Genomic DNA, 21394 nt, shown 5'->3' with positions numbered 1-21394 from the left:
AATGAGCGCAGTAGCTGAACGTAAGCCTTTACCAATGCCATCAAGAAATGGTAGTAGTAGGCTTGTGGTTCAGCCTAGTCTCAAAATCGGAAGGCCCGGGGATAAATATGAGCAGGAAGCGGATTCCGTCGCCAATCATGTAGTGATGTCTCCTTCGAATGCTGCACCAGCACTGGCTATGAGTCCAGCATCCAGCTCAGAATCAGCTTTTCAAATGCAGACAGAGGAGGAAGAAGAAACTCTGCAAATGATGCCTTTCCCTGAAAGCAGCTCTATTCTCCAGCTGAGTTCCATGGAAGAGGAGGAGGAAACTGTGCAGCTCAGTCCAGATTTGTCCCAAACTATTCAGCGACAAGAAGAGGAGGAGGAAGCAATCCAACTTTCAGCAGATGGTGCTCCAACAGCTTCTCCCCAAATCTCAACTCAGATCAGCCAGAGCAAAGGTTCTGGCCAGTCACTGCCTGCTCCTGTTCTAGCTGAAATGGGCCAAAAAATTGGGGCCGATTTTAGTGGAGTAAATATTCATACAGGCTCGCAAGCGGCTGGAATGAGCAATGCCCTAGGAGCTCAAGCATTTACGCACGGCAAGGATATTTATTTCAATGAAGGAAAATATCAGCCTGAAACGTCCAATGGAAAACATCTCTTAGCACATGAGTTGACGCATACGGTACAGCAAGGAGCGGCTGTGAGAAGGATGCCTATTTCCACGATCAGCAAAGCTGAACCACAAGTACAGCGACTTCCTTGGGCTGCCCGAGAGGGATTGGCAAGATTTGCCAGCTACATCCCAGGGTATTCACTTTTGACAGTAATCATCGGATATGATCCAATAGCAGGCAGATCTGTCGAACGAAATGGGCCAAACCTTCTTGGTGGACTACTCGGCCTGATCCCTGTTTTTGGGATGCTCCTTTTCAATAAGCTAACGGAACTAGGTATCATCAACGATGCTTTTACCTGGGTTCAAGACGAGATGAGATCACTCAATCTTACCTCAAGTCGACTAGGTGATACCTTGGAGGAAGCTTGGGATAGAATGGGGCTCACCGAAGGCTGGGATGGGAATATTAGAATACTAGACGAAACTTTTGGACAGCTCTATCGGGACATAGAGACATTTGCAGGTCGCGTAAAAGATCAAATCTTTACGCTGATTAAGGATGCTCTGATGGCTGGACTTAAAGCATTGGCAGATGCTTTCCCTGGTTATCCACTGCTTACCAAACTCCTGGGACATGACCCTTTGACCGGCGAAGAAGTGATCTCCACTACAGCTGAGAAAATTGAGGATTTCTTGATTTTGATTGGCAAGGAAGATGAGCTAGAGCGAATGCGTGCTGAAGGAACAATTCAAGACACAGCCGATTGGATAGATGGAGAATTAGCGGCACTCAACTTCAGTTTTACTGAGGTTCGAGCACTTTTTGAAACTGCTTGGAACGCGTTCTCGCTGGAAGATATTCGGGATCCAATTGGAGCTTTCCAACGAACAGTTGCCATTTTCACTCCCTTTACTACCCGGGTTTTCACCTTTGCGGCAAATGTTGCAATCAAGGTACTGGAATTTATCAAAACCGCGCTTCTTGCTCAGCTTTCAGCTTATGCTAGAGAACAGCAAGGTTTCCACCTACTGACAGTCATACTCAACAAGGATCCATTTACCGAGGAGGTTGTACCGAGAACTACCGTCAATCTCATTAGAGGCTTTATGGGCTTGATGCCAGGCGGTGAGGCGCAGTTCCAGCAAATGCAAGAAACTGGAGCCATAGAGCAAACTGTTTCTAGAATTGATGCTGCAGTAGCCACGCTAAACTTTTCTTGGGGCTATATCACGGGACTATTCCTTGGACTTTGGAACAGCTTTTCGATCCAAGATGTCTTTCACCCGATTGATGCTTTCCTCCGAATTGTAGAGACACTTGCAGCCCCAGTTCAAAGACTTTTTGCCTTTGTAGTGACCATAGTACAAATTCTGATTGAGGTGCTGCTGGTGGTGATGAATTTCCCTATCGAGACAGTTCAGCAGATCATTGCAAATGCTCAGAGTGCTTTTGCAGATATCAAGCGGGATCCTATAGGCTTCCTCCGAAATCTCCTAGGCGCAGTCAAACAGGGCTTTGTACAGTTCTTTGAAAATATACTGACTCACCTACTTGGTGGATTACGTGATTGGCTATTCGGGGAACTTGCCTCAGCAGGGATTAATCCTCCTGCAGATTTGACCTTCGAAAGCATCTTAGGCTTTGTGTTAGATGTATTAGGTCTTACAATGGACAATGTCTGGGAGCGTTTGGAAATGAAGCTGGGAGCCGAACGAGTTGCCCAAATACGTGGAGCGATTGATACCTTGTCAGGTATTTGGACATTCATTAAGGATGTATGGGAACGAGGGCCAATTGCAATCTGGGAATATGTGCAGGACCAATTGAGTAACCTCTGGACCATGGTGCTGGAGCAAGTTCAGAGTTGGGTGGTCACTCAGATCATCACCCAAGTAACTACCCGTTTACTTTCCTTACTCGACCCGACAGGCATTATGGCCGTGGTGAATAGTTTTATTGCTTTCTACCGAGCTATACAATCCTTTATCGAGAAGCTTCGAGAAATGCTGGAAATCGTCAATTCCTTCGTTGCTGGGGTGGCCAATATTGCCCGAGGAAATATAGCAGATGCCGCCAACTACCTAGAAAATGCCCTGGCAAGAGCTATTCCAATAGCAATCGGTTTCTTGGCAAATCAGGTGGGCTTACGTGGATTAGGAACTAGAATAGCCGAAATGATAGGCGGGCTACGTGATCGTGTGAATGCCGCAATTGATTGGTTGATCGATCGGGCAATAAGTGTGGGCGGAGCAATATTGCAAGCAGGAAGGAATGCTGTTGATGCGGTAATGAACTGGTGGGGTAGTAGACGTGAACTTACCACCAGAGATGGGCATAGACATGAGATGTATTTTGAAGGAGAAGGTGCAAATGCTACGCTAAAAATTGCATCCACTCCGGTTGATTATCTTGTTTGGATAACTGAACTTGAAGCAAATCCTAATTTCCCAGATTCATCAATTGCTACACTAAGAGCCAAGGCTCAAGAAATATCTACTGAGCAAGCTAGAGCAGTAGGACCTGATGAGGAGTCAGCAAAAAATGATAGAATTTCGACCTTATTCAACGAATTAGTTCTATTAACTCAAAATGCACCAATCCCTTCAGATGGCAATAATACACCAGCTATATACGGGCCGATATATGGAGAATTCGGTTCACTTGCGAGAGTTGATGCATTGGCAGATGGGCATGATGATGGCTCTGAAGCAAATAGCGGAATGTTTACTACAAACTATAGAATCATAAATGCTAGAAAGCAAGGAAGCAGATCTTTCTATATTAGAGGGCACCTCTTAAGCTGGCATGTGGGGGGACCTGGAAATGATTGGCAAAATCTTACTCCATTATTTCAGAATGCAAATGCTGATCATGAAAGAAATTTTGAAAATTTGGTGAAAACTCACGTTAATGATGACAAGGAGCAAGCGTCAAACTTTTCAGTTAGGGCTATCTACGGTAGAACAATTTCTCCTTGGGTGGATCAAATAAGAGACCCAAATGATGACACTCAACCCACAGGATTGCATGCCAATGAAGACCTAAATCAAATTGCAAATATTCTGGAAGCAGAAATGATGGTTCCAACGAGACTAGAATGCTCTATTGATTTGGTACAAGAGGATGGAACGATTAGAAATGAAAGGACTCCAATTCCAAATGACATATCCTATGGACAGTTAGCGCACTATAGAACAGATGGGATAGCAAAAACAGATTTTAACTTAACTTCTACAGTGGTAAATGCAGGGAATGACTCAGCCGCAATTTCAGCACTTCGTGTTTTAAATGGAGTAGGTCCTGTAATTGCTGGAAAAATCGTCGAGCGTGTGAATAACAATCAGAGAATTACCAACTATTTAAATCAGATTGGAATAACTAAAAAGAGGCTTGAAATGCTTAACCCTACGACTAGAATAGTTCAGTAACATTGATTGTGTCTTAAAAAATTTCTATCCCACATATCGTTTGGAATTCTAATTTTTCCCAAACTATCCTTTTCATACTGAAATGTATTGCCAATCTTGGGAATACATCACTACTCCAAAATCTCCACATTAATGCGTCTCTTTTGCCGAACTTTATTTCTCACCCTTTTCATTCTTGGCTATAGCCTTACTGCATTTGCTGAGGAGAAGGTAAAACCACTCAAAGTCATGACCTATAATATTTGGAATGGCTTTGACTGGGGAAAGGATACAACGCGACATGAAAGCCTAATTCAATGGCTGAAGGGACAGAATCCCGATGTCTTGGCTTTACAGGAACTTTGCGGATACACAGAGGAAAAGTTACGTCAAGATGCGGCAAAATGGGGACATCCCTATGTTCAGATCTTAAAAGAAAAAGGCTACCCAACTGCACTGACGTCCAAAGAGCCCATAGAATTGATTGAGAAAAATGTGGATAACTTCTGGCATGGCTTACTCCATGTCAAGACTTTCGGGATTGACTTTTTTGTCGTACATCTTTCCCCTTCGGACAGTGATACCCGATTGAGAGAAGCACAGCAAGTCAAGTCTCGAATTCAAGAACTGCAAAGTGATTCTTACATCATTCTAGGTGATTTCAATTCTGAGTCCCCATTTGATGCCTATTGGTTGGAATCCAAAAAGGAATTAAAATCAAAAATGCTGAGTAGTGCCAATGAGAAATATTCCAATCTTAGGCTGGGGGAATTTGACTATGCACCTATGGCAGAGTTTCTTGGTATCCCTGCCATAGATCTGAGCTTAGGTAAAGCAAATCTGGAAGAAAGTTTTACTTTCCCCAGTCCTGCGCTCATAGGCCTATATGATCAAACGCCAGAAACTATCCTACAAAACAGGGTAAGAATAGATTACATTTTGGCCAGTCCTGCACTCGCTCAGACATGTTCACAAGTGAAAATTTTCAATCAGGGTGCCACAGAAAAGCTTTCGGACCATTTCCCGATGATGGCAGAATTCCAAATTCCGATTAAAGATTAAAATTACCAGCACAAAAAAGCCCAAACCTGAATTCTCAAGTTTGGGCCTTTACATCTAACACCGGACATCCGGCATCTGACATTTTTTAACTACACGCTATCTTACTCACACGATTCTGGTGTCTACCACCTTCGAACTCAGTAGTAAGGAAAGTCTCTGCCAGCTTTTCAGCTAGTTCGTAAGAGATAAATCGTGCAGGAAGTGCCAATACATTTGCATTGTTGTGCTGACGGGAAAGTGCTGCCAGTTCATCGTTCCAGCAAAGTGCCGCTCGGATTCCCTGGTGCTTATTAGCAGTGATGGCAACGCCATTTCCAGAGCCACAAATCACAATTCCCAAGTCATATTCACCATTTTCAATAGCTGAACTCAAGGGATGAACGTAATCAGGATAATCTACCGAAGCATCTGAGAAAGGACCAAAATCCTTTACCTCATAGCCTTGCGACTCGAGTTTGGTGACCAATTTGGCCTTGTACTCAAAGCCTGCGTGATCTCCTCCTATTGCTATTTTCTTTGCCATAATTTTTTCTTTAAAAGACCGAAGCTAGAAGACATTAGTAATGCCTTCTATCTTGTCTTTAAATTTTATGTTGTATTCTATTAACTCTTTTATCCCTAAGGCTTCGACTCCGCTCAGCCTGACATGATCGTCATCCAGAGCGAAGTCGAAGGATATCTTGATTCTAAAATCTTGACTCTTAATACTTTGGTCTAGGTATTTAATACTTATGTCTATAATTAAAGCGCATCATCTATATCTTCCTCAGCTTTTCTCTTAGCTCGTTTCTTTTCAAGTCTCTTTGCTATCTGAATTCCGGCTTCATACAAAACCAAAATTGGCATTGAGATCAAAATCTGAGAGATCACATCTGGAGGCGTAATAATCGCTGACAACACCAAAATCACTACGATCGCATGCCTTCTGTATGATCTAAGCATACCTGAAGTGACCAAGCCTGACATTGCCAAGAAGTAAACCACTACGGGCAGCTGGAACATAATCGCCGAAGCAAGTACCAACATGGTCAGCGTAGAAATATAGGAAGTAATGTCAAATTCATTGAGAATCGACGGATCCAACTGATAGTTTGAGAGGAAATTGATCGAAAGTGGAGATAGAATATAATATCCAAATGCAGCTCCCATGAAGAACAACATACTTACAAAGAAAACGGCGCCTCTTGCAGCGTTTTTCTCCTGATCATAAAGCCCCGGGCTAATAAAACGCCATACTTCCCAGAATACAAAAGGAAAGGCAGCAATAAATCCAACCACAAAACTCGAGGTCATGTGCATGGTAAACTGACCTGTCATTTGCCTACTTTGGATAGTGAATGGTAATTCATCTATACAAAGTGCCGGCATACCCACATAGTCGCTAATCTCACAGAGCCACCTGTAAGTCACAAAGTCCACCTTGGATGGTCCTAAGATTACGACTCCAAATACGAAGCTTTTGGCTAAAAAGGCCGCAACGGATAAAATCAGAATAGCTGCAACTGAACGCAGCAGGTGCCAGCGTAATGACTCTAAATGGTCCAAAAAGGACATTCCTCCTTCTTCTTCCTCTTCTTCTTGGTATTGATCTAATGCCACGGGTAGTGTCTATAATCTAGTATAATGGAAACTCATTCATCCAAGCATTGACTTCGCTACGGATGCTCGCCAATTCGGCTTCATTCTCATGGTTTGTCAAAGCTCTGTCTATCAAAGTGACAATTTTCACCATGTCATCTTCTTTCAAACCACGAGTAGTGACAGCGGCTGTCCCTATTCTCATTCCAGAAGTAACAAACGGAGATTTGGTATCAAAAGGAACCATGTTTTTATTGATGGTAATATCCACTTTGCCAAGTGTCCCTTCCGCTATTTTACCGGTAAGCTCCTTATTTCTAAGATCAATAAGCATCATGTGATTGTCAGTTCCTCCTGAGATGATTTGATATCCAAGACTTACGAACTTTTCAGCCATTACGGATGCATTCTTTTTCACTTGAAGCACATAATGCATGTATTCGTCAGAAAGACATTCCTGGAAAGCAACAGCTTTGGCAGCAATCACATGCTCCAATGGACCACCCTGAGTACCTGGGAATACACCCATATCTAGCAAGGCAGACATCTTTTTGATCTCTCCCTTTGGAGTAGTTAGACCCCAAGGATTGTCAAAATCTTCTCTCATCATGATCAAACCACCTCTTGGACCTCTCAGGGTCTTATGCGTGGTAGTAGTCACGATATGACAGTGATCAAGCGGATCATTCAAAAGTCCTTTAGCGATCAATCCGGATGGATGAGAAATATCTGCCAAAAGAATCGCTCCAACTTCGTCGGCGATTTCTCTCAATCTAGCGTAATCCCAATCTCTAGAATAAGCAGAAGCACCACAAATGATCATTTTAGGAGAAACCTCTAGTGCTTTTTCTTCCAATTTATCGTAGTCGATTCTTCCAGTTGATTCCTCTACTCCGTAAAAATGTGGGTCGTACAATTTTCCTGAGAAATTCACAGGAGAACCATGCGTCAAGTGACCGCCATGAGAAAGGTCAAAACCTAAAATAGCATCACCAGCTTTCAGACAAGCCAACATCACTGCGGCATTTGCCTGTGCTCCTGAGTGAGGCTGCACATTGGCCCAGGTAGCTCCGAAAAGCTCCTTTGCACGGTCAATTGCTAGTTGCTCGATCTTATCCACTACTTCACAACCACCATAATAGCGCTTGCCTGGAAGACCTTCTGCATATTTATTTGTCAGCACGCTTCCTGCGGCTTCCATTACTTGCTTACTGGTGAAGTTTTCGGAAGCAATCAGTTCGATGCCTCTCTTTTGTCTGTCCTCTTCTTCATTGATCAGGTCGAATACAAGCGAATCTCTTTTCATAATCAGGGGTTTGAAAGCCAATTTTTATGGAACGGTAGCCAAAAGGCCTACCCGTAAATGTGCCCAAAAATAGTCTGAAACTCCCGATTATCCAATCCAAAAATAGGATTGGGATTTTCTATTCTATGGAATTGCTATTTTTGACTGATGATTGATTTTAAATTTCAGCCTGAAAGCTATTTTACGGAGGAGACTACCTCCGTTTTATTAGTGAAAATGCACTACCCAGAGAGTCAATGGGGAGAGCAAATTAGCATATATGCGCATTGGCTGGAGCGAAAGATCCAGTTTGAAGCAGTTGATTTCTACGGAAATGACTACATGCTTTACCCCTCTTCGAGCTTTGAAGCCTTATCTATGGAAGATATGGTCTATCTAGTAGAGGGAATGCAGGTCAACACAGATGCGATGGAAGGAAATATGGAATTAAACTTGGATGGAATTCCGGAAGTCGAAAGTGACTTCTACCCTGAGTTGGGAAAGTATTTTGAGGAAAAAAGAAAAAATTTCGGTTTGGATTAAAAATCTAGCAAGGCCTGCTTTTGAGCTGAAACTTGATTTGTTCTAAACCAATACTCGTAAGTTTCGAAATCTAAACAATCGGAAAATTCATTTCCTTGAAACATGATTTTCTTCAAACAGCTTACCGGGAGCCAGGATTTCAAATTTGAGGATTGCTCTTTTGAGAGCTGTGAAAGCTGAATCCATTTTCTCCCGTTGATAAAAATTGGTATAAGTTTAGTCATAGACATAGGATTATTTCCTCAAAAGTATGCTGATTATCAGCATTGTACAAGAATCTGAAGTTATTTTTATGTTAATAAAAAGTACGTTTTACAAAAAAGCAGCATGACAGGAGCTCTTATTGCATTTTTATGCCTTTTGCTGGGTCTTTTTCTACAGAAACAATCCAATCTGCCGCTAGAAAAAATCACCAAGTGGGTCAATGCCTATTTACTCAATATTGTTCTTCCGGCTCTGGCCTTACTATATATTCCACAAATAAATCCTGGCTGGGACTTGTTGCTACCTATTTCTTCGGCTTGGTTTACCTTCCTTTTGTCCTGGTTGATTTTTGGTTTGCTGGGCAAAGTATTGAAATGGGACAATCAGACCACTGGCTGCCTCGTAATCGTCGCAGGACTAGCCAACACTTCTTTCATGGGTTTCCCAGTAGTGGAAGGTTTGTACGGGAAGGAGGCATTGCCCACAGCACTGTTGATAGATCAAGGCGGCTCCTTTTTGCTAGTTTCCTCCCTTGCCATTTTGGTGGGCTCCATCTATTCACATAAGGAAGGCAATCTACGTGCTATTCCGCTAAAAATTCTTCGATTTCCACCTTTCGGATTTTTATTGCTCACGATCACCATGAGTATTATGGGATGGAAAACCCCTGAATTTCTCATTCCACTAGTTGCTCTGGTAGGAAAAACAATGGCTCCAGTTGCGATCTTTGCCATCGGACTCAAGTTTTCATTAGACTTCGAATCACTCAGCTCCAAGTATTATTGGTTTGGAATGGGTTATCGAATCTTGCTTGCTCCCTTGATGGTTTGGTTGATCTATAGAAATTTCATACCCGAAAACAGCCTTGAATTCAAAGTGACCGTCCTCGAATCTGGCATGGCTCCAATGATCACCGGCTCTATCCTAGCGATCCAATACGATCTCAAGCCCAAGCTAGCTACTCTGCTAGCAGGACTCGGCATACCGATCTCGATTTTGACTATTATGCTTTGGTATTACTTCCTTGGCTGATTAGGCCAAATGCCTTTCAAGATCTAATCTAGTTTCCTCATGGATTCTTTTATTAGTAGCCAAAATCTGCCTGCCAAAAACAAAATCTCTTCCACCAGAAAAATCAGTCACTTTCCCGCCAGCTTCCTCTACGATCAAAGTACCGGCTGCCACATCATAAGAATTAAGATTGGATTCAAAAAAGCCCTCCACTCGACCAGCTGCCACATAACATAAATCTACAGCCGCACTTCCAAATCTGCGAGCACCATGGGAGGACCTCATTATCGATTTCAAAGCAGCTAGGTACTTGTCTATCATATCGAAATTACTGTACGGAAATCCAGTGGCAATAAGCGACTCTGAAAGCGTCTTGGCCGCACTCACCCTGATCCGAGTGTCATTGCAAAAAGCTCCTCCACCTTTCATCGCATAGAAGCATTCATGAAGATTGACTTCATAGACAACTCCTAAAACAACCTCGTCTCGCTCCATCAAAGCTATACTTACAGAAAAAATAGGCACCCCATGAATGAAATTAGTCGTTCCATCCAATGGATCAATCACCCAGTTGAATTCTTCTGCTTGCGTGGTATTTGTACCTTCTTCTGTGATGAATCCCGCCTCAGGTAGTATTTGAGACAGTTTAGTTACAATGAGTTTTTCCGCTTCTTTATCCACATAGGACACCAGATCATTGAGACCCTTGTGCTCAACACGATCCAGCTTAAAGTGCTGTCTTTCTCTGCGGATAAATGCTCCTGCATCTTTGGCAATTTCTTGCGTTTTTTCTAGCAGTAGGCTAAGTCTTTCAGTCGAAATCATAAAACTAGGGAAGTTAAATTAGGCTTTCGGATTCTTACCAGCCACAGTAAGGACGATTTCACCTTTTAGGGTATTGGCCTCATAATATTCTATTAACTCGGCTAGGCTGCCTCTAACGTTCTCCTCGTGGAGCTTCGTGAGCTCTCGGGATACGCAAGCTTGCCTGTCAGCACCAAAGGCCTCAGCAAGTTGTCCTAGCGTTTTCAGCAGACGATGCGGAGATTCGTAGAAGATGATGGTCCTCACTTCTTCTACCAAACCTTCTATTCTTGTCTTTCTACCTTTTTTGTGAGGCAAAAAGCCTTCGAATACAAATCGATCATTTGGCAGGCCACTATTGACCAAGGCTGGGACAAAGGCTGTAGCCCCTGGAAGGCACTGCACATCCAGTCCAGCTGCTAGTACTTCTCTCACTAATAGAAAACCTGGATCGGAAATAGCTGGGGTACCAGCATCAGAGATTAAGGCAAAGACTTCTCCTCTGTTCATCCGCTCTACCAGTTTTTCTACGGTCTTATGCTCATTGAAAATATGGTAGCTCTGCAAAGGGCGGGAAATTTCCAGATGTTTGAGCAATTGCCCACTGGTGCGCGTATCCTCAGCGAGGATCACATCAGCAGTTTTCAATACCTCAATGGCCCGAAGGGTAATATCCTTCAGATTACCGATGGGAGTAGGTACTAGGTATAAGTTGACAGAAGTTTCACTCATGCAGAAATGGCGTCAATTGCTTTTGCGAGCGCATGATCCTTCTTGGTAACTGTATTTCCAGCATCATGCGTAGTCAATTCGATTTCTACGGTGTTATACACATTACTCCAGTTGGGATGATGGTTCTGAGCTTCAGCCAAAAATGCTACTCGGCACATAAATGCAAAAGCTTCCTGAAAATCTTTGAATTTGAATGTTTGCTTTAGCTTGTTATCCTCTTCGATCCACATAAGTAAATGAGTTTAAAGTGATATTAATCCTTCTATTTCGGCAGCTTGCTCATACAGGTCTATAATCTGATCCGCATTTTGCATCATTGCTTGGATGGTAGTACTCACGTATTTTCCACCAGAACTTTCTTTGGTAGTCAATTCATTTTTTGGAAATAACGCAGCTACTTCTTTTTCCTTTCCATTAGGAACTATAAACTTAAACATATAGAGCTGAGGGAATTCTCCACTCGCTTCCAGTTTTTCCTTAAAGTTCTCCTTGTCGAATTTCTTTTTGTCCATAGCAGGTAATGATCTACAAGTTAGATATTGAATATAAACAAAGAACCCATGCCGTATGGCATGGGTTCCGAATCTAGCTTCTATTAAAAGAATTTATATCGATAGTCCTTGACGCCTGCCAGATCTTGCAGAGCCATCATGACTGAGTATGTTGTCCGTTGAGAAGCATTTTGAGTCAATTGACCTTGGTAGGCTGAATAGTCGCCTATTTCAGCCGCTGGAGTCAATGCATTCAATTTACCTACTACCACACCTACGTCCTCACGTATTGGCTGGGTAAGTTCGCCTTGCTTCACTCCGAAAATCGCACCGATTGCACGTGGAGCAAAACCAACACCTGGAATTACATTAGCGCTTAATTTCATATCAGGGATTTCGTTGATAGAAGCTTCCTCAGGGAATACAGCCTTCATATCTTCCAAAGAAGTCTTTCCAGCAAGCTTTGATTTGATCACCTCAGCTTTTTTCTCATTTCTAACCTGAGCTTCTACTTGCTCTTTTACATCTGCCAATTTCACTTCACCCTCGTCTCTTCTGCTTACTAGTGTAGCTATGACATAGGCATTGTCTAATTCAAAAACATCGGAAACCTCACCAGTGGAAGTTCCATCTGCGAATGCCCAGCGAATCACTTCTCTCGCATTTTGAAGATTGTTGATGTTTCTAGCACTAGCGTCTACATTGTTCGCCTGTAGAATTCTATAATTGTCAGTTGTAGCATTTTCGGTAAACTCATTTCTGTTACCAGCATTTGCTGCGAATGAATCTGCATTTCTGAATGCTTCATTTCTAGTGGCATCACTTGCTACCAATTCCAATTCCAAAGAAGCAACTTTAGTGTAAGTGCTCTTAGGCATTTCAGTTACTTTAATGATATGGTAACCATATTCAGTTTCTACTAAGCTAGGTAAGATACCTGGAGCTTTTGCAGCGTAAGCAGCATCTGCAAATTCAGTCACAAAATCAGCTTTAGCAAACCAACCTAGATCTCCACCAGTCTGCGCAGTACCATCTTGACCGTATTGTCTAGCAGCTACCTCGAAGTTGCCGTCAGCTTTCACTTGAGCAAGAACTGTTTCAGCCTGAGCTTCTACTGCAGCCTTAGCCGCGTCGTCCATGCCTTCAGTACTGAATAGGATATGAGAAGCTCTCAATCTTGGAGTACCCTCGTATTGATCAGAGATCTTATAGGATACATAAGTAGAGTTAGCTGTAATGAAAGGACCATAAGTCTGGCCTGCTTCAATCTCTGCCACGTTACTTGCCAAATCAGCAGGAAGTTCATCACCTGGTCTGATAGTCAAATATGGAGCTTGTCCGTCAGAGTTTCTCAAAACAAAAAGAGAATCATTCTCAACAGTTTTCAATTCTTCAGTCAAACTTTTGATTTGAGAAATAACTTCTGCTGAATCTATTCCGCTTGGCTGAATGCTAAAGCTTAGATATTCCAAGCTAACTGCATTACCAGATTTGAATTTGCTTTTGTTCTTGGTCAAATACGTTTGCATTTCGCTATCTGACACGGTTACGTCTGCATCCGGCACAGCATAGAAAGGAACAAATAGAATTGACGCATCTGCGATCGTATTTGCTGCTTTGTATTCTTCCTTCGCTTCTGCTTCTGTAGCAAACTCAGAAGTAGCTAGCATATTGTCATATTTGATTCTCAGTCTAGACTCAGCGAAAAGCTGCTCTTGCTGATTCCAATACGCTTGCTGAGCAGGATCTGCTGTCTCAAGAGATTGAAGGAAAGAAACCAACTGACTTTTGTCAAACTGACCAGTCTGTGGATTTACCAATTGCTGACGTAATTCTGGAACAATGTTTTTGCCTTGAACCATATCAACTAATTCAGCATCTGAAATCGTCAATCCTAATTTCTCATATTCTTCACTGAATACACGTTCCACAATCATAGACTGCCATGCCTGCTCTCTGATAGAATACATTTCCGCTTCAGAAGGTACTCTTCCCGTACGTTGCTGATTAGCAACTTTGTATTCTTCTACACGAGCGATATACTCTTCATAAGTAATATCTTCACCTGCAATCTCGCCTACTATGTTCTGACTTGCGCCTAGAAGAGAGGAATTTGGACTTAGTAAATCTCCCCCTAGGAGGAATAAAATTAATCCGCCGGCAATTACGCCGATCATAAGACCTGTCCTTTGTCTAATTTGTTTAATTAACGCCATTATTGTTACTACGCTTTTTTAGAGTGTCGCAAAATAAGAGCATTACTAGGGAAATTCAAAATTATTCTGGATCAAAGGCTTAACTAGAAAATTCCAGAGGTATTGATTTTTACACGAACAGTCTCAATTCTATGGTCTTGTTTGGTCATTACCGTGAAGGTATAGGACTCAAAAGTAACCGATTCTCCTTTCTTCGGGAGGTTTTCGGTCAATGAAAGAATCAGCCCAGATAGGGTCTCAAAGTCCCCAATCGGCAATTCCCAGCCATATTTATCGTTGAGGTAGTCAATTTCATGGCGTGCACTCAGCAAGAATTCTTGATCGGAAATTTTCTGCTCGATCAAATCATCTGAGTCATATTCATCCTCAATTTCTCCAAAAATCTCTTCAATAATATCTTCCATAGAAACTATCCCAGAGGTCCCTCCGAACTCATCTACTACCAAAGCAAGGCTTTTTCGCTCCTGAATAAATTCGATCAGCAACTCATTTGCCAAGGCAGATTCTGGCGCAATGATGATAGGAGTAAGGATTTCTTCAATGGTTTTTGGCTTTTTAAACAGCTCTAACTGGTGGCAATAGCCGATCACATCATCGATAGATTCCCGATATACGATCACTTTAGAATGCCCACTTTCTTCGAATACTTGCTTCAATTCTTCAATCGCATCATTCACTTCCACTGATACTATATCTGTACGCGGCACCATGCATTCACGTACCCGCACAGTTTTGAACTCGACTGCATTGTCAAAAATCTTGGTGTCTATTTCCACGTGACCTTCTTCCTTCCCCTTGTGAATGTGGTTTTGAACAAAGCTGTTGAGATCTGTTACCGTGAATACCGCCTTGTCCTCACTATATTCTAAGCGGAGGATTTTGGTGATGAAAAATCTCGAAAGACCTACCACTGCCCAGACTACTGGGTAGAAAAGAACATAAATAATCCAGAAAGGCAGTGCAAAGAAATTCAACATGCTGTTGGGGTTCAGCATAAAAAGGCTTTTTGGCAAAAACTCTGCTGTGACCAAAACAACAATCGTGGAGATCAAGGTCTGCAAAACCAAGACAATCGCATCATTATTGAAGCCATCTGGCAGCCACAGTTTCAGCGGCCCTTCCATAAGGTAAGCCATGAAAATGCCATAAAGCACCAGCGAGATGGTATTGCCTAAAAGTGTGGTACCGATGAATTGACCAGGGCGTTGTACAAATACAGAGAGTATCCTGCCTGTCAAATCTCCTTGTTTATTTTGAAGCTCTATCTGAAGCTTATTTGCAGATATAAATGCAATCTCCATCCCCGAAAAAAAGGCAGATAACACCAGCGTGATGAGCACATAAATCAAATCATAACTTATTTCCATGCTTAACGCTTTTTGCGGGATTTAGTCTTTTTCTTAGGTGTCGGTGGTTCTTCGGGTTTTTGCATTCTGCGATACTGAAACCAAAATAACAAGGCTACAGCAAACATAAAAATCGCATAGGAAGCTTCCACTCCTTGGGTGACTGTCTGATGAATGCCTACAATCATCAGTGCAAGAGAAAGTGATAATAATAATGCGTCTACTAATTTCATTCTAAATAATATGGGGGGGAATAGCAGGAACAAGGTTCTAGTTCAATTCCTGGGAGATTTATTTCTACAGACATCATCAATTACCTTCTCCAGGCACCAAAATACGGCTATCTCGCGGGTTTTTGAGCGAATAGTTTGTGAATGTTTCATCTGCTTCTAGGCCAGTGCCATTGAAAAGTGTCTCTCCATCTTGTACCGTAACAAATTTCTCTGTGTAAATTCTTTTCTTATTCGGTTCCCAGAAAAGCTCCTCTGATTGTAGCTTTTGATCCTTAATGAGATTGCGAACTTGTACGTTTCCCTCGCCTTTGTAGGTGTTTTCTTGCTTCAGCAAATAACCTCTATCTGCTCTCAAGGTGGTGCTCAATGTGCCATCTTTTTCGAAAAATTGAATTTCTATTCCCTCAGGAAACTCAATGTTTCCATTGGCAAACTCAAGTTGCTTGGGAGCACGAATATCAGATCGCACGATAGCGGAGTCTGATTGGACCAGATGGATATTGATAGCCATATTCATAGGGCCATCATACACTTCCAGCGCTGAGGCATCCACATCCTCTCTACAGGAACTGCACAAGGCAATGATACCTATCAATACGATTGAAAATAAACTAGTCTTCACAGTTCAAAGATACTTGAAAATTGTTTTACGTCTATAAATGAAAAAAGGCAGCCCGAAGACTGCCTCTTTTTATCTTAAAGATGATTAATCTCTTGTTGCCAAAGTTACCGTTTCACCGATCCAGCAGCCTGTATTTAGTGTCTCACCTACTTGCTTGCCTTCAGTAAAGACTTCCTCTTTGGAAGGGAATTGAGCTCTTGCTTTAGCCATACCAGCAGAATCTCCTGCTCTTTGGTAGGCATTGTATGCTGCAATATAGATAGCTCTATCCTTGATCACACTTTGTCCACCTTTACAATCATTGAAAGAGTTCATGTACATACCTGCAATCATAGAGTAGATATCTGAAGTTCTAGAAGGATCTAGGTTAGCAGCTTCCTTAGCAGCAGTTCTAGCAGCTGATTTCTTTCCTTGCTTCGCATAGATCTTAGAAAGCTCCATCTGAGCATCTGCTTTTTGTGTATTGTTCTCAGCAAGAGTCAATGCTTGGCTCCGCATTTCTTCAGCTTTGGCAGTGTTCTCTTCCTGCATGTATCGCATTGCAATCACTTGTTTTGTAGAGAAAGATGGCTCTTTTGCATCTTTTATCTCTAGTGCTTGTAGAAATGCATCAGTATTAAAGCATTTGTACTGTACAGAATAATAAAGATCTGGTTAGCTAGCGCTTCATTATTATACCCTTTATTCAATGGGCACAAAACCTGAAATTATTAAGTGATCTGGGCTTGTTTTACTATTGGAGTAAACCATAATTTCTTTAAGGAAATTTCCCTTATTTTCAATATTATAGCTTACTTTAAAACTATCAGCTTCGTCAGGTGCTAATAGTTTACTGTTCCACTCTGGAATTGTACACCCGCAGGTAGTCTGAATATTTAGTATTTTCAAATCTTTTGTCCCGACATTTTTATACTTGAAATAAATTTCAGCGTCTTTTTGAGTAAATAAAGTGTCAATTCATGCTTATTGTTTTCGAAGCTAATTTCAGGTACATAAATCTTGTTGTATAATGATTTACCAAAATATGTAGCACCAGTTGCAACAAGCACTACTGCCAATAAAATTAAGAAGTACTTTAATTATTCCATTCGTCCATTAAGTTTTTAATGTTATATCTTAATACTGATTCGTTTTCATAATCTGTTATATAAAACATACCTCTTTTTTCATCTACCGCTAGTCCTACTATTGGATGTTCAAATTGTAATAAACATAAAGGTTTTCCACTCCAATCATAAACCCGCACATAAGAGTCCTTCGGTTTAATTTGATCTTTTGTTTTCACATTCATTTCTAAAGCAAAAATGTAATCGCTAGTAGTTGTTACTCCATCATACCCTTGTATCTTCCCTAATAGGAAATCTGACTTAAGATCTACTTCTGCCCCATCATAATAATCATCTAGCCCATTATCACCACCTACTATTGTTTTTACCACTTGTAAATTCTCATTAAAAATATCAATTCTATTGAATACAAACATTGCTTGAACGAAGAGGGGCTTTGTCGGATGTTTTCTAAAGGAGCTTGTATAAAAACTATTTAAGACTTCTGCAGGCAATTTATTGGTATTTTTCATTGTAGGAAATAACTCGGATTTCTTTACTTCCTCTGTTTTAGGATTAAAAGATTTAATGCGTCTTCTATCACTTTCACTTATCCAAGAATCTCCAATGATCTTTTCTTCCGAAACGTAGAATAAGTTTGTAAAAGGGAATTTTTTAGTGTCCAATGAAACTGTTTCATCTATTATTGGATTTAAACTATTAGAATTTAGAGTTTTAGTCAAATTTATTTTGGAAAAGTGGCCTTTTAAATAATCATAAAACCACAAGTTGAGACCATCCTTTGAAGTTTCATATTGTCCCGACATTGTTACTGGCATAGTCCATTCTTCAGGTGCCTCACCCCGCACTCCAAAAGATCCTAAAAAGTCTAAAGTATTTATTTGGAATGCATTGTAATGATAATCACCAACCAGAGAAGTTGTAAGCAATACTGTGTCAATTACAAAAATTTTAAAATGGTGAAATGCATCATCATCTAGAATTTTATCTGGGTTTTCCAATTTGATTGTTTGTGGAAAGTCACTTTTTTCAATAGTTGTTAATGTAGATTCAACGTTATCTTTTTGTGAGCAAGCAAAAATAAAAATAATATTTAAGCTATACAGTATGGTATATTTTATGAAATTTTTCATATAAATGATATGCCCGACATTTTTAGATTTTAAATGCCAGGAATAATAATTTTAATAGACAAAATGATTGATTGAATTATGATTTGATTAGAATCATACTCCGCCGCATGGACCTAGAAAGCTTCCATTGCCACTTTTCAACCCGCATACAGTTCCAGAACAGAAATTTGTTAGGCCATCTGTACCTATTCTATTGTGGGCACAAGTTAAGGCTGGATTTTCTTCTTCAGCTTGAGCAGATAAAGGAGTAAATCCTAAAAGGATACCAAATCCCATAGCAATTGCAAGAGAAAAGATCATTTGAATTTTTTTGCTATTTTTCATGTTTAAACTATTTTAAATATGAGTATTTATAATTTATTTAGATTTTTTCAACAGTATATTATGCTTTATTATTTTCCTAGATTATACTATACCAATAAAAACTGGTCTTGAATTTTAAAACATAAAAAAAGTTGTAGAAAAACAATAGATTAAATTAATATGCTATTGACTGAAATTGATTTAATTTTAAGATTTCAGGTTAAAAGCATTTCTTAATTAGAAGTATACTCTCACTTAAAATCCAGCATGGATTCAAAATAAAGTGAGAGCATTAAATTATAGTTTAAATCGATCAGGAATTACTAGAATTTAAACTCCTCCGCATAGTCCAAACAAACTACCTACTCCTGTCAATACTTTACAAGTATCTACAACGCAAAAGTTAGTAGCCCCTTCAGTACCACTGACATTATGAAGACAACTTGGTGTTGGTAATTCCTCTTCTGCATGGGCATTCTGCGGAGAAAGGCCTAAAAAGATCCCAAAACCCAATGCTAATGCAAAGGAGAGAACAAATTGAATTTTGCTGCTTTTTTCATGATTAAATTGTTTAGGTTAAATGTTAAAAATTTGCAGTTGAACTGCTTTGTACGGTCAATTTAAAAACTAAAATCTTTAAATGAAAGACTTTCTTATTTTTTTAGAAAATTTAAAAATGTTCTATCCAATTGAAAATCTGACTTCTAATAACTAATTTTTATAAACAAGATCCCCTTTTTAATTTTTTTAGATGGAAAGTCAACTGAGCTCTGTCTCTTAAATCCCATTATCTTTAATCTCAATTTGACCATCTCTTGGATTTTTAAGGGTATAATTAGTAAAAGTTTCATCTGCCTCGAATCCGGACCCATAAGAAAATGTGCCCCCATTTTGTACTCTCACAAATTTCTCAGTGTATATTTTTTTCTTATTAGGCTCCCAAAACAGCTCCTCTGACTGTAGTTTCTGGTCTTTAATCAAATTATGAACTTGAACATTACCTATGCCTTTATAGGTGTTTTCTTGTTTCAATAAGTACCCTTTATCCGCTTTCAGTGTGGTACTCAGCTTGCCATCCTTTTCAAAAATCTGAATTTCTATTCCCTCAGGAAACTCAATGTTTCCATTGGCGAATTCCAACTGCTTGGGTGCTTTGATTTCTGAACGGACTATAGCAGAATCACTCTGTATCAGGTGAAAATTGGTACTCATATTCGTGGGGCCTTCATACATTTCCAGCAACGATGTATCCACATCTTCCCTACAGGAACTGTTAAAAGAAAGTATACCCAAGAATAGAAATGAAATTATGCTAGTCTTCACGGCTCAAAGATACTTGAAAATTACTTCAGTCTATAAATGAAAAAAGGCAGCCCGAAGACTGCCTCTTTTATCTTAAAGATGATTAATCTCTTGTTGCCAAAGTTACCGTTTCACCGATCCAGCAGCCAGTGCTAAGTGTCTCACCTACTTGCTTGCCTTCAGTAAAGACTTCTTCCTTGGAAGGGAATTGAGCTCTTGCATTCGCCATACCAGCAGAATCTCCTGCTTTCTGGTAAGCATTATATGCTGCTATGAAAACAGCTCTATCCTTGATCACACTTTGTCCACCTTTACAATCATTGAAAGAGTTCATGTACATACCTGCAATCATAGAGTAGATATCTGAAGTTCTAGAAGGATCTAGGCTAGCAGCTTGCTTAGCAGCAGTTCTAGCAGCTGATTTCTTTCCTTGCTTTGCATAGATCTTAGAAAGCTCCATCTGAGCATCTGCTTTTTGTGCATCGTTTTCGGCAAGTGTCAATGCTTGGCTCCACATTTCTTCAGCTTGTTCTGTCTTATCTTCTTGCATATACCTCATTGCAATTACTTGCTTTGTAGAGAACGATGGCTCTTTTGCATCCTTTATCTCCAGTGCTTGCAAAAATGCATTGGAAGAAAAACACTTGTATTGAACAGAGTATTTGAAGATCTGATCAGCTAGAACCTCGTTGTTAGGATCTGCAGCCAATTTTGGTCCCATAGTGTTTTCGATAAAATCACAATCGATTAGCTCCATTGCAACCAGCAATTGCTCAAGCGTACCTTTTTGACTTGATACATCTTCACCTTCTGCTGCCGCTTCATCAAGCATTTTATTGATTTTGTCATGAATAGCCAAGATTTCCTCGCCAGTATAAGCTTGGTGATAAGCATAATTTCTATAGACAAGGTCAAAATATGCAGCTGTCAATTGGTAATTAATAGTACCATTCAATTCCATTGCTCTTTCAAAATCAGCAATAGGTCCTGCTAGTTTGTCTTTATCACCTTTGTAATACTGATAGCCGTAGTATGCTTTATTTTCTATCCAATTTTTCTCATTATCATAGATCTCACCTCTTTTATTATAAAGTGCAATCACAGAATCTTGGTAAACTCTTTTCTGTGCCTCATCAGTAGTAGCTTTTGAAGCAGCGTCATAAATGATTACACCATTCTGGTATAGAGATTCATTCAAATCAGGCACATTGACAAGTAGCCAATAAAGTGGATTAATAGCCTCGATATACTGCTCAGAATCCATGTAATCTGTATAGGCGGCATTTAGCTCCCTTGCTTTATTTTCTAGAGCTGCATCAGTAGGGAATTTAAATTCTTGAGCTTGGACCATTCCAGCAAGAAGCAGGGCAGCTAGTCCTAAGATTGTAGATTTAATTTTCATTTTCATAAATGGTTTAATTTGGCACAATTTAATCTTCATGTCTAAATC

General features: G+C 40.4%; 21 protein-coding genes. 4 read left to right on the top strand and 17 right to left on the bottom strand.

The annotated features are described in order from the left end of the window. Nucleotide 1 precedes the first annotated feature (1 nt). The gene (locus LV85_RS14545) at nucleotides 2-4033 is read left to right on the top strand and encodes an eCIS core domain-containing protein (protein WP_111320684.1); all 4032 of its coding nucleotides are present in this window, start codon (nucleotides 2-4) and stop codon (nucleotides 4031-4033) included. A gap of 132 nt (nucleotides 4034-4165) precedes the next feature. Beyond that, nucleotides 4166-5074 carry an endonuclease/exonuclease/phosphatase family protein gene (locus LV85_RS14540; protein WP_111320682.1) on the top strand — a complete coding sequence of 303 codons (909 nt, stop codon included), beginning with the start codon at nucleotides 4166-4168 and terminating at the stop codon, nucleotides 5072-5074. Between the two features lie 85 nt (nucleotides 5075-5159). On the opposite strand, the gene rpiB is transcribed toward LV85_RS14540, so the two are convergent. The 3 genes from rpiB to LV85_RS14525 all read right to left on the bottom strand — a co-directional run bounded on the left by rpiB (nucleotide 5160) and on the right by LV85_RS14525 (nucleotide 7958). Beyond that, the gene (rpiB, locus tag LV85_RS14535) at nucleotides 5160-5597 is read right to left on the bottom strand and encodes a ribose 5-phosphate isomerase B (RefSeq protein ID WP_111320681.1); all 438 of its coding nucleotides are present in this window, start codon (nucleotides 5595-5597) and stop codon (nucleotides 5160-5162) included. Between the two features lie 218 nt (nucleotides 5598-5815). Further along, entirely contained in the window at nucleotides 5816-6673 is an 858-nt protein-coding gene (gene tatC / locus LV85_RS14530) for a twin-arginine translocase subunit TatC (RefSeq protein WP_111320679.1), read from the bottom strand. 16 nt (nucleotides 6674-6689) lie between these two features. Beyond that, complete coding sequence (locus LV85_RS14525; protein WP_111320677.1) at nucleotides 6690-7958, bottom strand: serine hydroxymethyltransferase; 1269 nt, start codon at nucleotides 7956-7958, stop codon at nucleotides 6690-6692. Between the two features lie 147 nt (nucleotides 7959-8105). Here LV85_RS14525 and LV85_RS14520 point away from each other — a divergent pair, with 147 nt between their 5' ends. Beyond that, nucleotides 8106-8480, top strand: a complete 375-nt coding sequence (locus LV85_RS14520) for a UDP-glucuronosyltransferase (protein WP_111320675.1) — start codon at nucleotides 8106-8108, stop codon at nucleotides 8478-8480. A gap of 327 nt (nucleotides 8481-8807) precedes the next feature. Continuing rightward, the gene (locus tag LV85_RS14510; RefSeq protein WP_111320671.1) at nucleotides 8808-9716 is read left to right on the top strand and encodes an AEC family transporter; all 909 of its coding nucleotides are present in this window, start codon (nucleotides 8808-8810) and stop codon (nucleotides 9714-9716) included. On the opposite strand, the gene LV85_RS14505 is transcribed toward LV85_RS14510, so the two are convergent. The 14 genes from LV85_RS14505 to LV85_RS14440 form a co-directional block, all read right to left on the bottom strand. Beyond that, nucleotides 9717-10520 carry an inositol monophosphatase family protein gene (locus LV85_RS14505; RefSeq protein ID WP_111320669.1) on the bottom strand — a complete coding sequence of 268 codons (804 nt, stop codon included), beginning with the start codon at nucleotides 10518-10520 and terminating at the stop codon, nucleotides 9717-9719. Nucleotides 10521-10538: 18 nt separating this feature from the next. After that, the gene (gene rsmI, locus LV85_RS14500) at nucleotides 10539-11231 is read right to left on the bottom strand and encodes a 16S rRNA (cytidine(1402)-2'-O)-methyltransferase (protein WP_111320667.1); all 693 of its coding nucleotides are present in this window, start codon (nucleotides 11229-11231) and stop codon (nucleotides 10539-10541) included. After that, a complete protein-coding gene (locus tag LV85_RS14495; RefSeq protein ID WP_111320665.1) occupies nucleotides 11228-11461 on the bottom strand; it encodes a 4a-hydroxytetrahydrobiopterin dehydratase in 234 nt (77 codons plus the stop codon). Before LV85_RS14495 ends, rsmI begins: the two co-directional genes overlap by 4 nt. A gap of 12 nt (nucleotides 11462-11473) precedes the next feature. After that, a complete protein-coding gene (locus LV85_RS14490; protein ID WP_111320663.1) occupies nucleotides 11474-11743 on the bottom strand; it encodes a DUF493 family protein in 270 nt (89 codons plus the stop codon). Nucleotides 11744-11826: 83 nt separating this feature from the next. Beyond that, nucleotides 11827-13938 (bottom strand): peptidylprolyl isomerase, encoded by a 2112-nt coding sequence (locus LV85_RS14485; RefSeq protein ID WP_111320661.1) that lies wholly within the window; start codon nucleotides 13936-13938, stop codon nucleotides 11827-11829. An 83-nt stretch (nucleotides 13939-14021) separates the two neighbouring features. Further along, nucleotides 14022-15305 (bottom strand): hemolysin family protein, encoded by a 1284-nt coding sequence (locus tag LV85_RS14480; RefSeq protein ID WP_111320659.1) that lies wholly within the window; start codon nucleotides 15303-15305, stop codon nucleotides 14022-14024. 2 nt (nucleotides 15306-15307) lie between these two features. Further along, nucleotides 15308-15517, bottom strand: a complete 210-nt coding sequence (locus LV85_RS14475) for a hypothetical protein (RefSeq protein ID WP_111320657.1) — start codon at nucleotides 15515-15517, stop codon at nucleotides 15308-15310. Nucleotides 15518-15593: 76 nt separating this feature from the next. Continuing rightward, entirely contained in the window at nucleotides 15594-16139 is a 546-nt protein-coding gene (gene lptC, locus LV85_RS14470; protein ID WP_170125624.1) for an LPS export ABC transporter periplasmic protein LptC, read from the bottom strand. 84 nt (nucleotides 16140-16223) lie between these two features. Then, entirely contained in the window at nucleotides 16224-16679 is a 456-nt protein-coding gene (locus tag LV85_RS14465; protein ID WP_146260480.1) for a hypothetical protein, read from the bottom strand. 141 nt (nucleotides 16680-16820) lie between these two features. Then, a complete protein-coding gene (locus tag LV85_RS22490) occupies nucleotides 16821-17096 on the bottom strand; it encodes a DUF1573 domain-containing protein (protein ID WP_111320651.1) in 276 nt (91 codons plus the stop codon). A gap of 118 nt (nucleotides 17097-17214) precedes the next feature. Beyond that, nucleotides 17215-18339, bottom strand: coding sequence for a BF3164 family lipoprotein (locus LV85_RS14455; RefSeq protein WP_111320649.1), 1125 nt, complete (start codon nucleotides 18337-18339; stop codon nucleotides 17215-17217). A 93-nt stretch (nucleotides 18340-18432) separates the two neighbouring features. After that, nucleotides 18433-18663, bottom strand: a complete 231-nt coding sequence (locus tag LV85_RS14450; RefSeq protein ID WP_111320647.1) for a hypothetical protein — start codon at nucleotides 18661-18663, stop codon at nucleotides 18433-18435. A gap of 756 nt (nucleotides 18664-19419) precedes the next feature. Continuing rightward, nucleotides 19420-19965, bottom strand: coding sequence for an LPS export ABC transporter periplasmic protein LptC (lptC, locus tag LV85_RS14445; protein ID WP_245942317.1), 546 nt, complete (start codon nucleotides 19963-19965; stop codon nucleotides 19420-19422). A gap of 82 nt (nucleotides 19966-20047) precedes the next feature. After that, nucleotides 20048-21346: a hypothetical protein gene (locus LV85_RS14440; protein ID WP_111320827.1), complete on the bottom strand. Its 1299-nt coding sequence runs from the start codon at nucleotides 21344-21346 to the stop codon at nucleotides 20048-20050. Nucleotides 21347-21394: the final 48 nt, after the last annotated feature.

It is taken from the genome of Algoriphagus chordae, from assembly GCF_003254055.1.
GTDB classification, from domain to species: domain Bacteria; phylum Bacteroidota; class Bacteroidia; order Cytophagales; family Cyclobacteriaceae; genus Algoriphagus; species Algoriphagus chordae.
This window is presented reverse-complemented; position numbering and strand designations above follow the sequence as displayed.

Bases quoted from the DNA above. Each gene is read 5' to 3' on its own strand.
- LV85_RS14545 (WP_111320684.1), top strand. From the start codon at position 2: ATGAGCGCAGTAGCTGAACGTAAGCCTTTACCAATGCCATCAAGAAAT.
- LV85_RS14540 (WP_111320682.1), top strand. From the start codon at position 4,166: ATGCGTCTCTTTTGCCGAACTTTATTTCTCACCCTTTTCATTCTTGGC.
- rpiB (WP_111320681.1), bottom strand. From the start codon at position 5,597: ATGGCAAAGAAAATAGCAATAGGAGGAGATCACGCAGGCTTTGAGTAC.
- LV85_RS14525 (WP_111320677.1), bottom strand. From the start codon at position 7,958: ATGAAAAGAGATTCGCTTGTATTCGACCTGATCAATGAAGAAGAGGAC.
- LV85_RS14520 (WP_111320675.1), top strand. From the start codon at position 8,106: ATGATTGATTTTAAATTTCAGCCTGAAAGCTATTTTACGGAGGAGACT.
- LV85_RS14510 (WP_111320671.1), top strand. From the start codon at position 8,808: ATGACAGGAGCTCTTATTGCATTTTTATGCCTTTTGCTGGGTCTTTTT.
- LV85_RS14505 (WP_111320669.1), bottom strand. From the start codon at position 10,520: ATGATTTCGACTGAAAGACTTAGCCTACTGCTAGAAAAAACGCAAGAA.
- rsmI (WP_111320667.1), bottom strand. From the start codon at position 11,231: ATGAGTGAAACTTCTGTCAACTTATACCTAGTACCTACTCCCATCGGT.
- LV85_RS14495 (WP_111320665.1), bottom strand. From the start codon at position 11,461: ATGTGGATCGAAGAGGATAACAAGCTAAAGCAAACATTCAAATTCAAA.
- LV85_RS14490 (WP_111320663.1), bottom strand. From the start codon at position 11,743: ATGGACAAAAAGAAATTCGACAAGGAGAACTTTAAGGAAAAACTGGAA.
- LV85_RS14485 (WP_111320661.1), bottom strand. From the start codon at position 13,938: ATGGCGTTAATTAAACAAATTAGACAAAGGACAGGTCTTATGATCGGC.
- LV85_RS14480 (WP_111320659.1), bottom strand. From the start codon at position 15,305: ATGGAAATAAGTTATGATTTGATTTATGTGCTCATCACGCTGGTGTTA.
- LV85_RS14475 (WP_111320657.1), bottom strand. From the start codon at position 15,517: ATGAAATTAGTAGACGCATTATTATTATCACTTTCTCTTGCACTGATG.
- LV85_RS14465 (WP_146260480.1), bottom strand. From the start codon at position 16,679: ATGCGATACATGCAGGAAGAGAACACTGCCAAAGCTGAAGAAATGCGG.
- LV85_RS14455 (WP_111320649.1), bottom strand. From the start codon at position 18,339: ATGAAAAATTTCATAAAATATACCATACTGTATAGCTTAAATATTATT.
- LV85_RS14450 (WP_111320647.1), bottom strand. From the start codon at position 18,663: ATGAAAAATAGCAAAAAAATTCAAATGATCTTTTCTCTTGCAATTGCT.
- LV85_RS14440 (WP_111320827.1), bottom strand. From the start codon at position 21,346: ATGAAAATTAAATCTACAATCTTAGGACTAGCTGCCCTGCTTCTTGCT.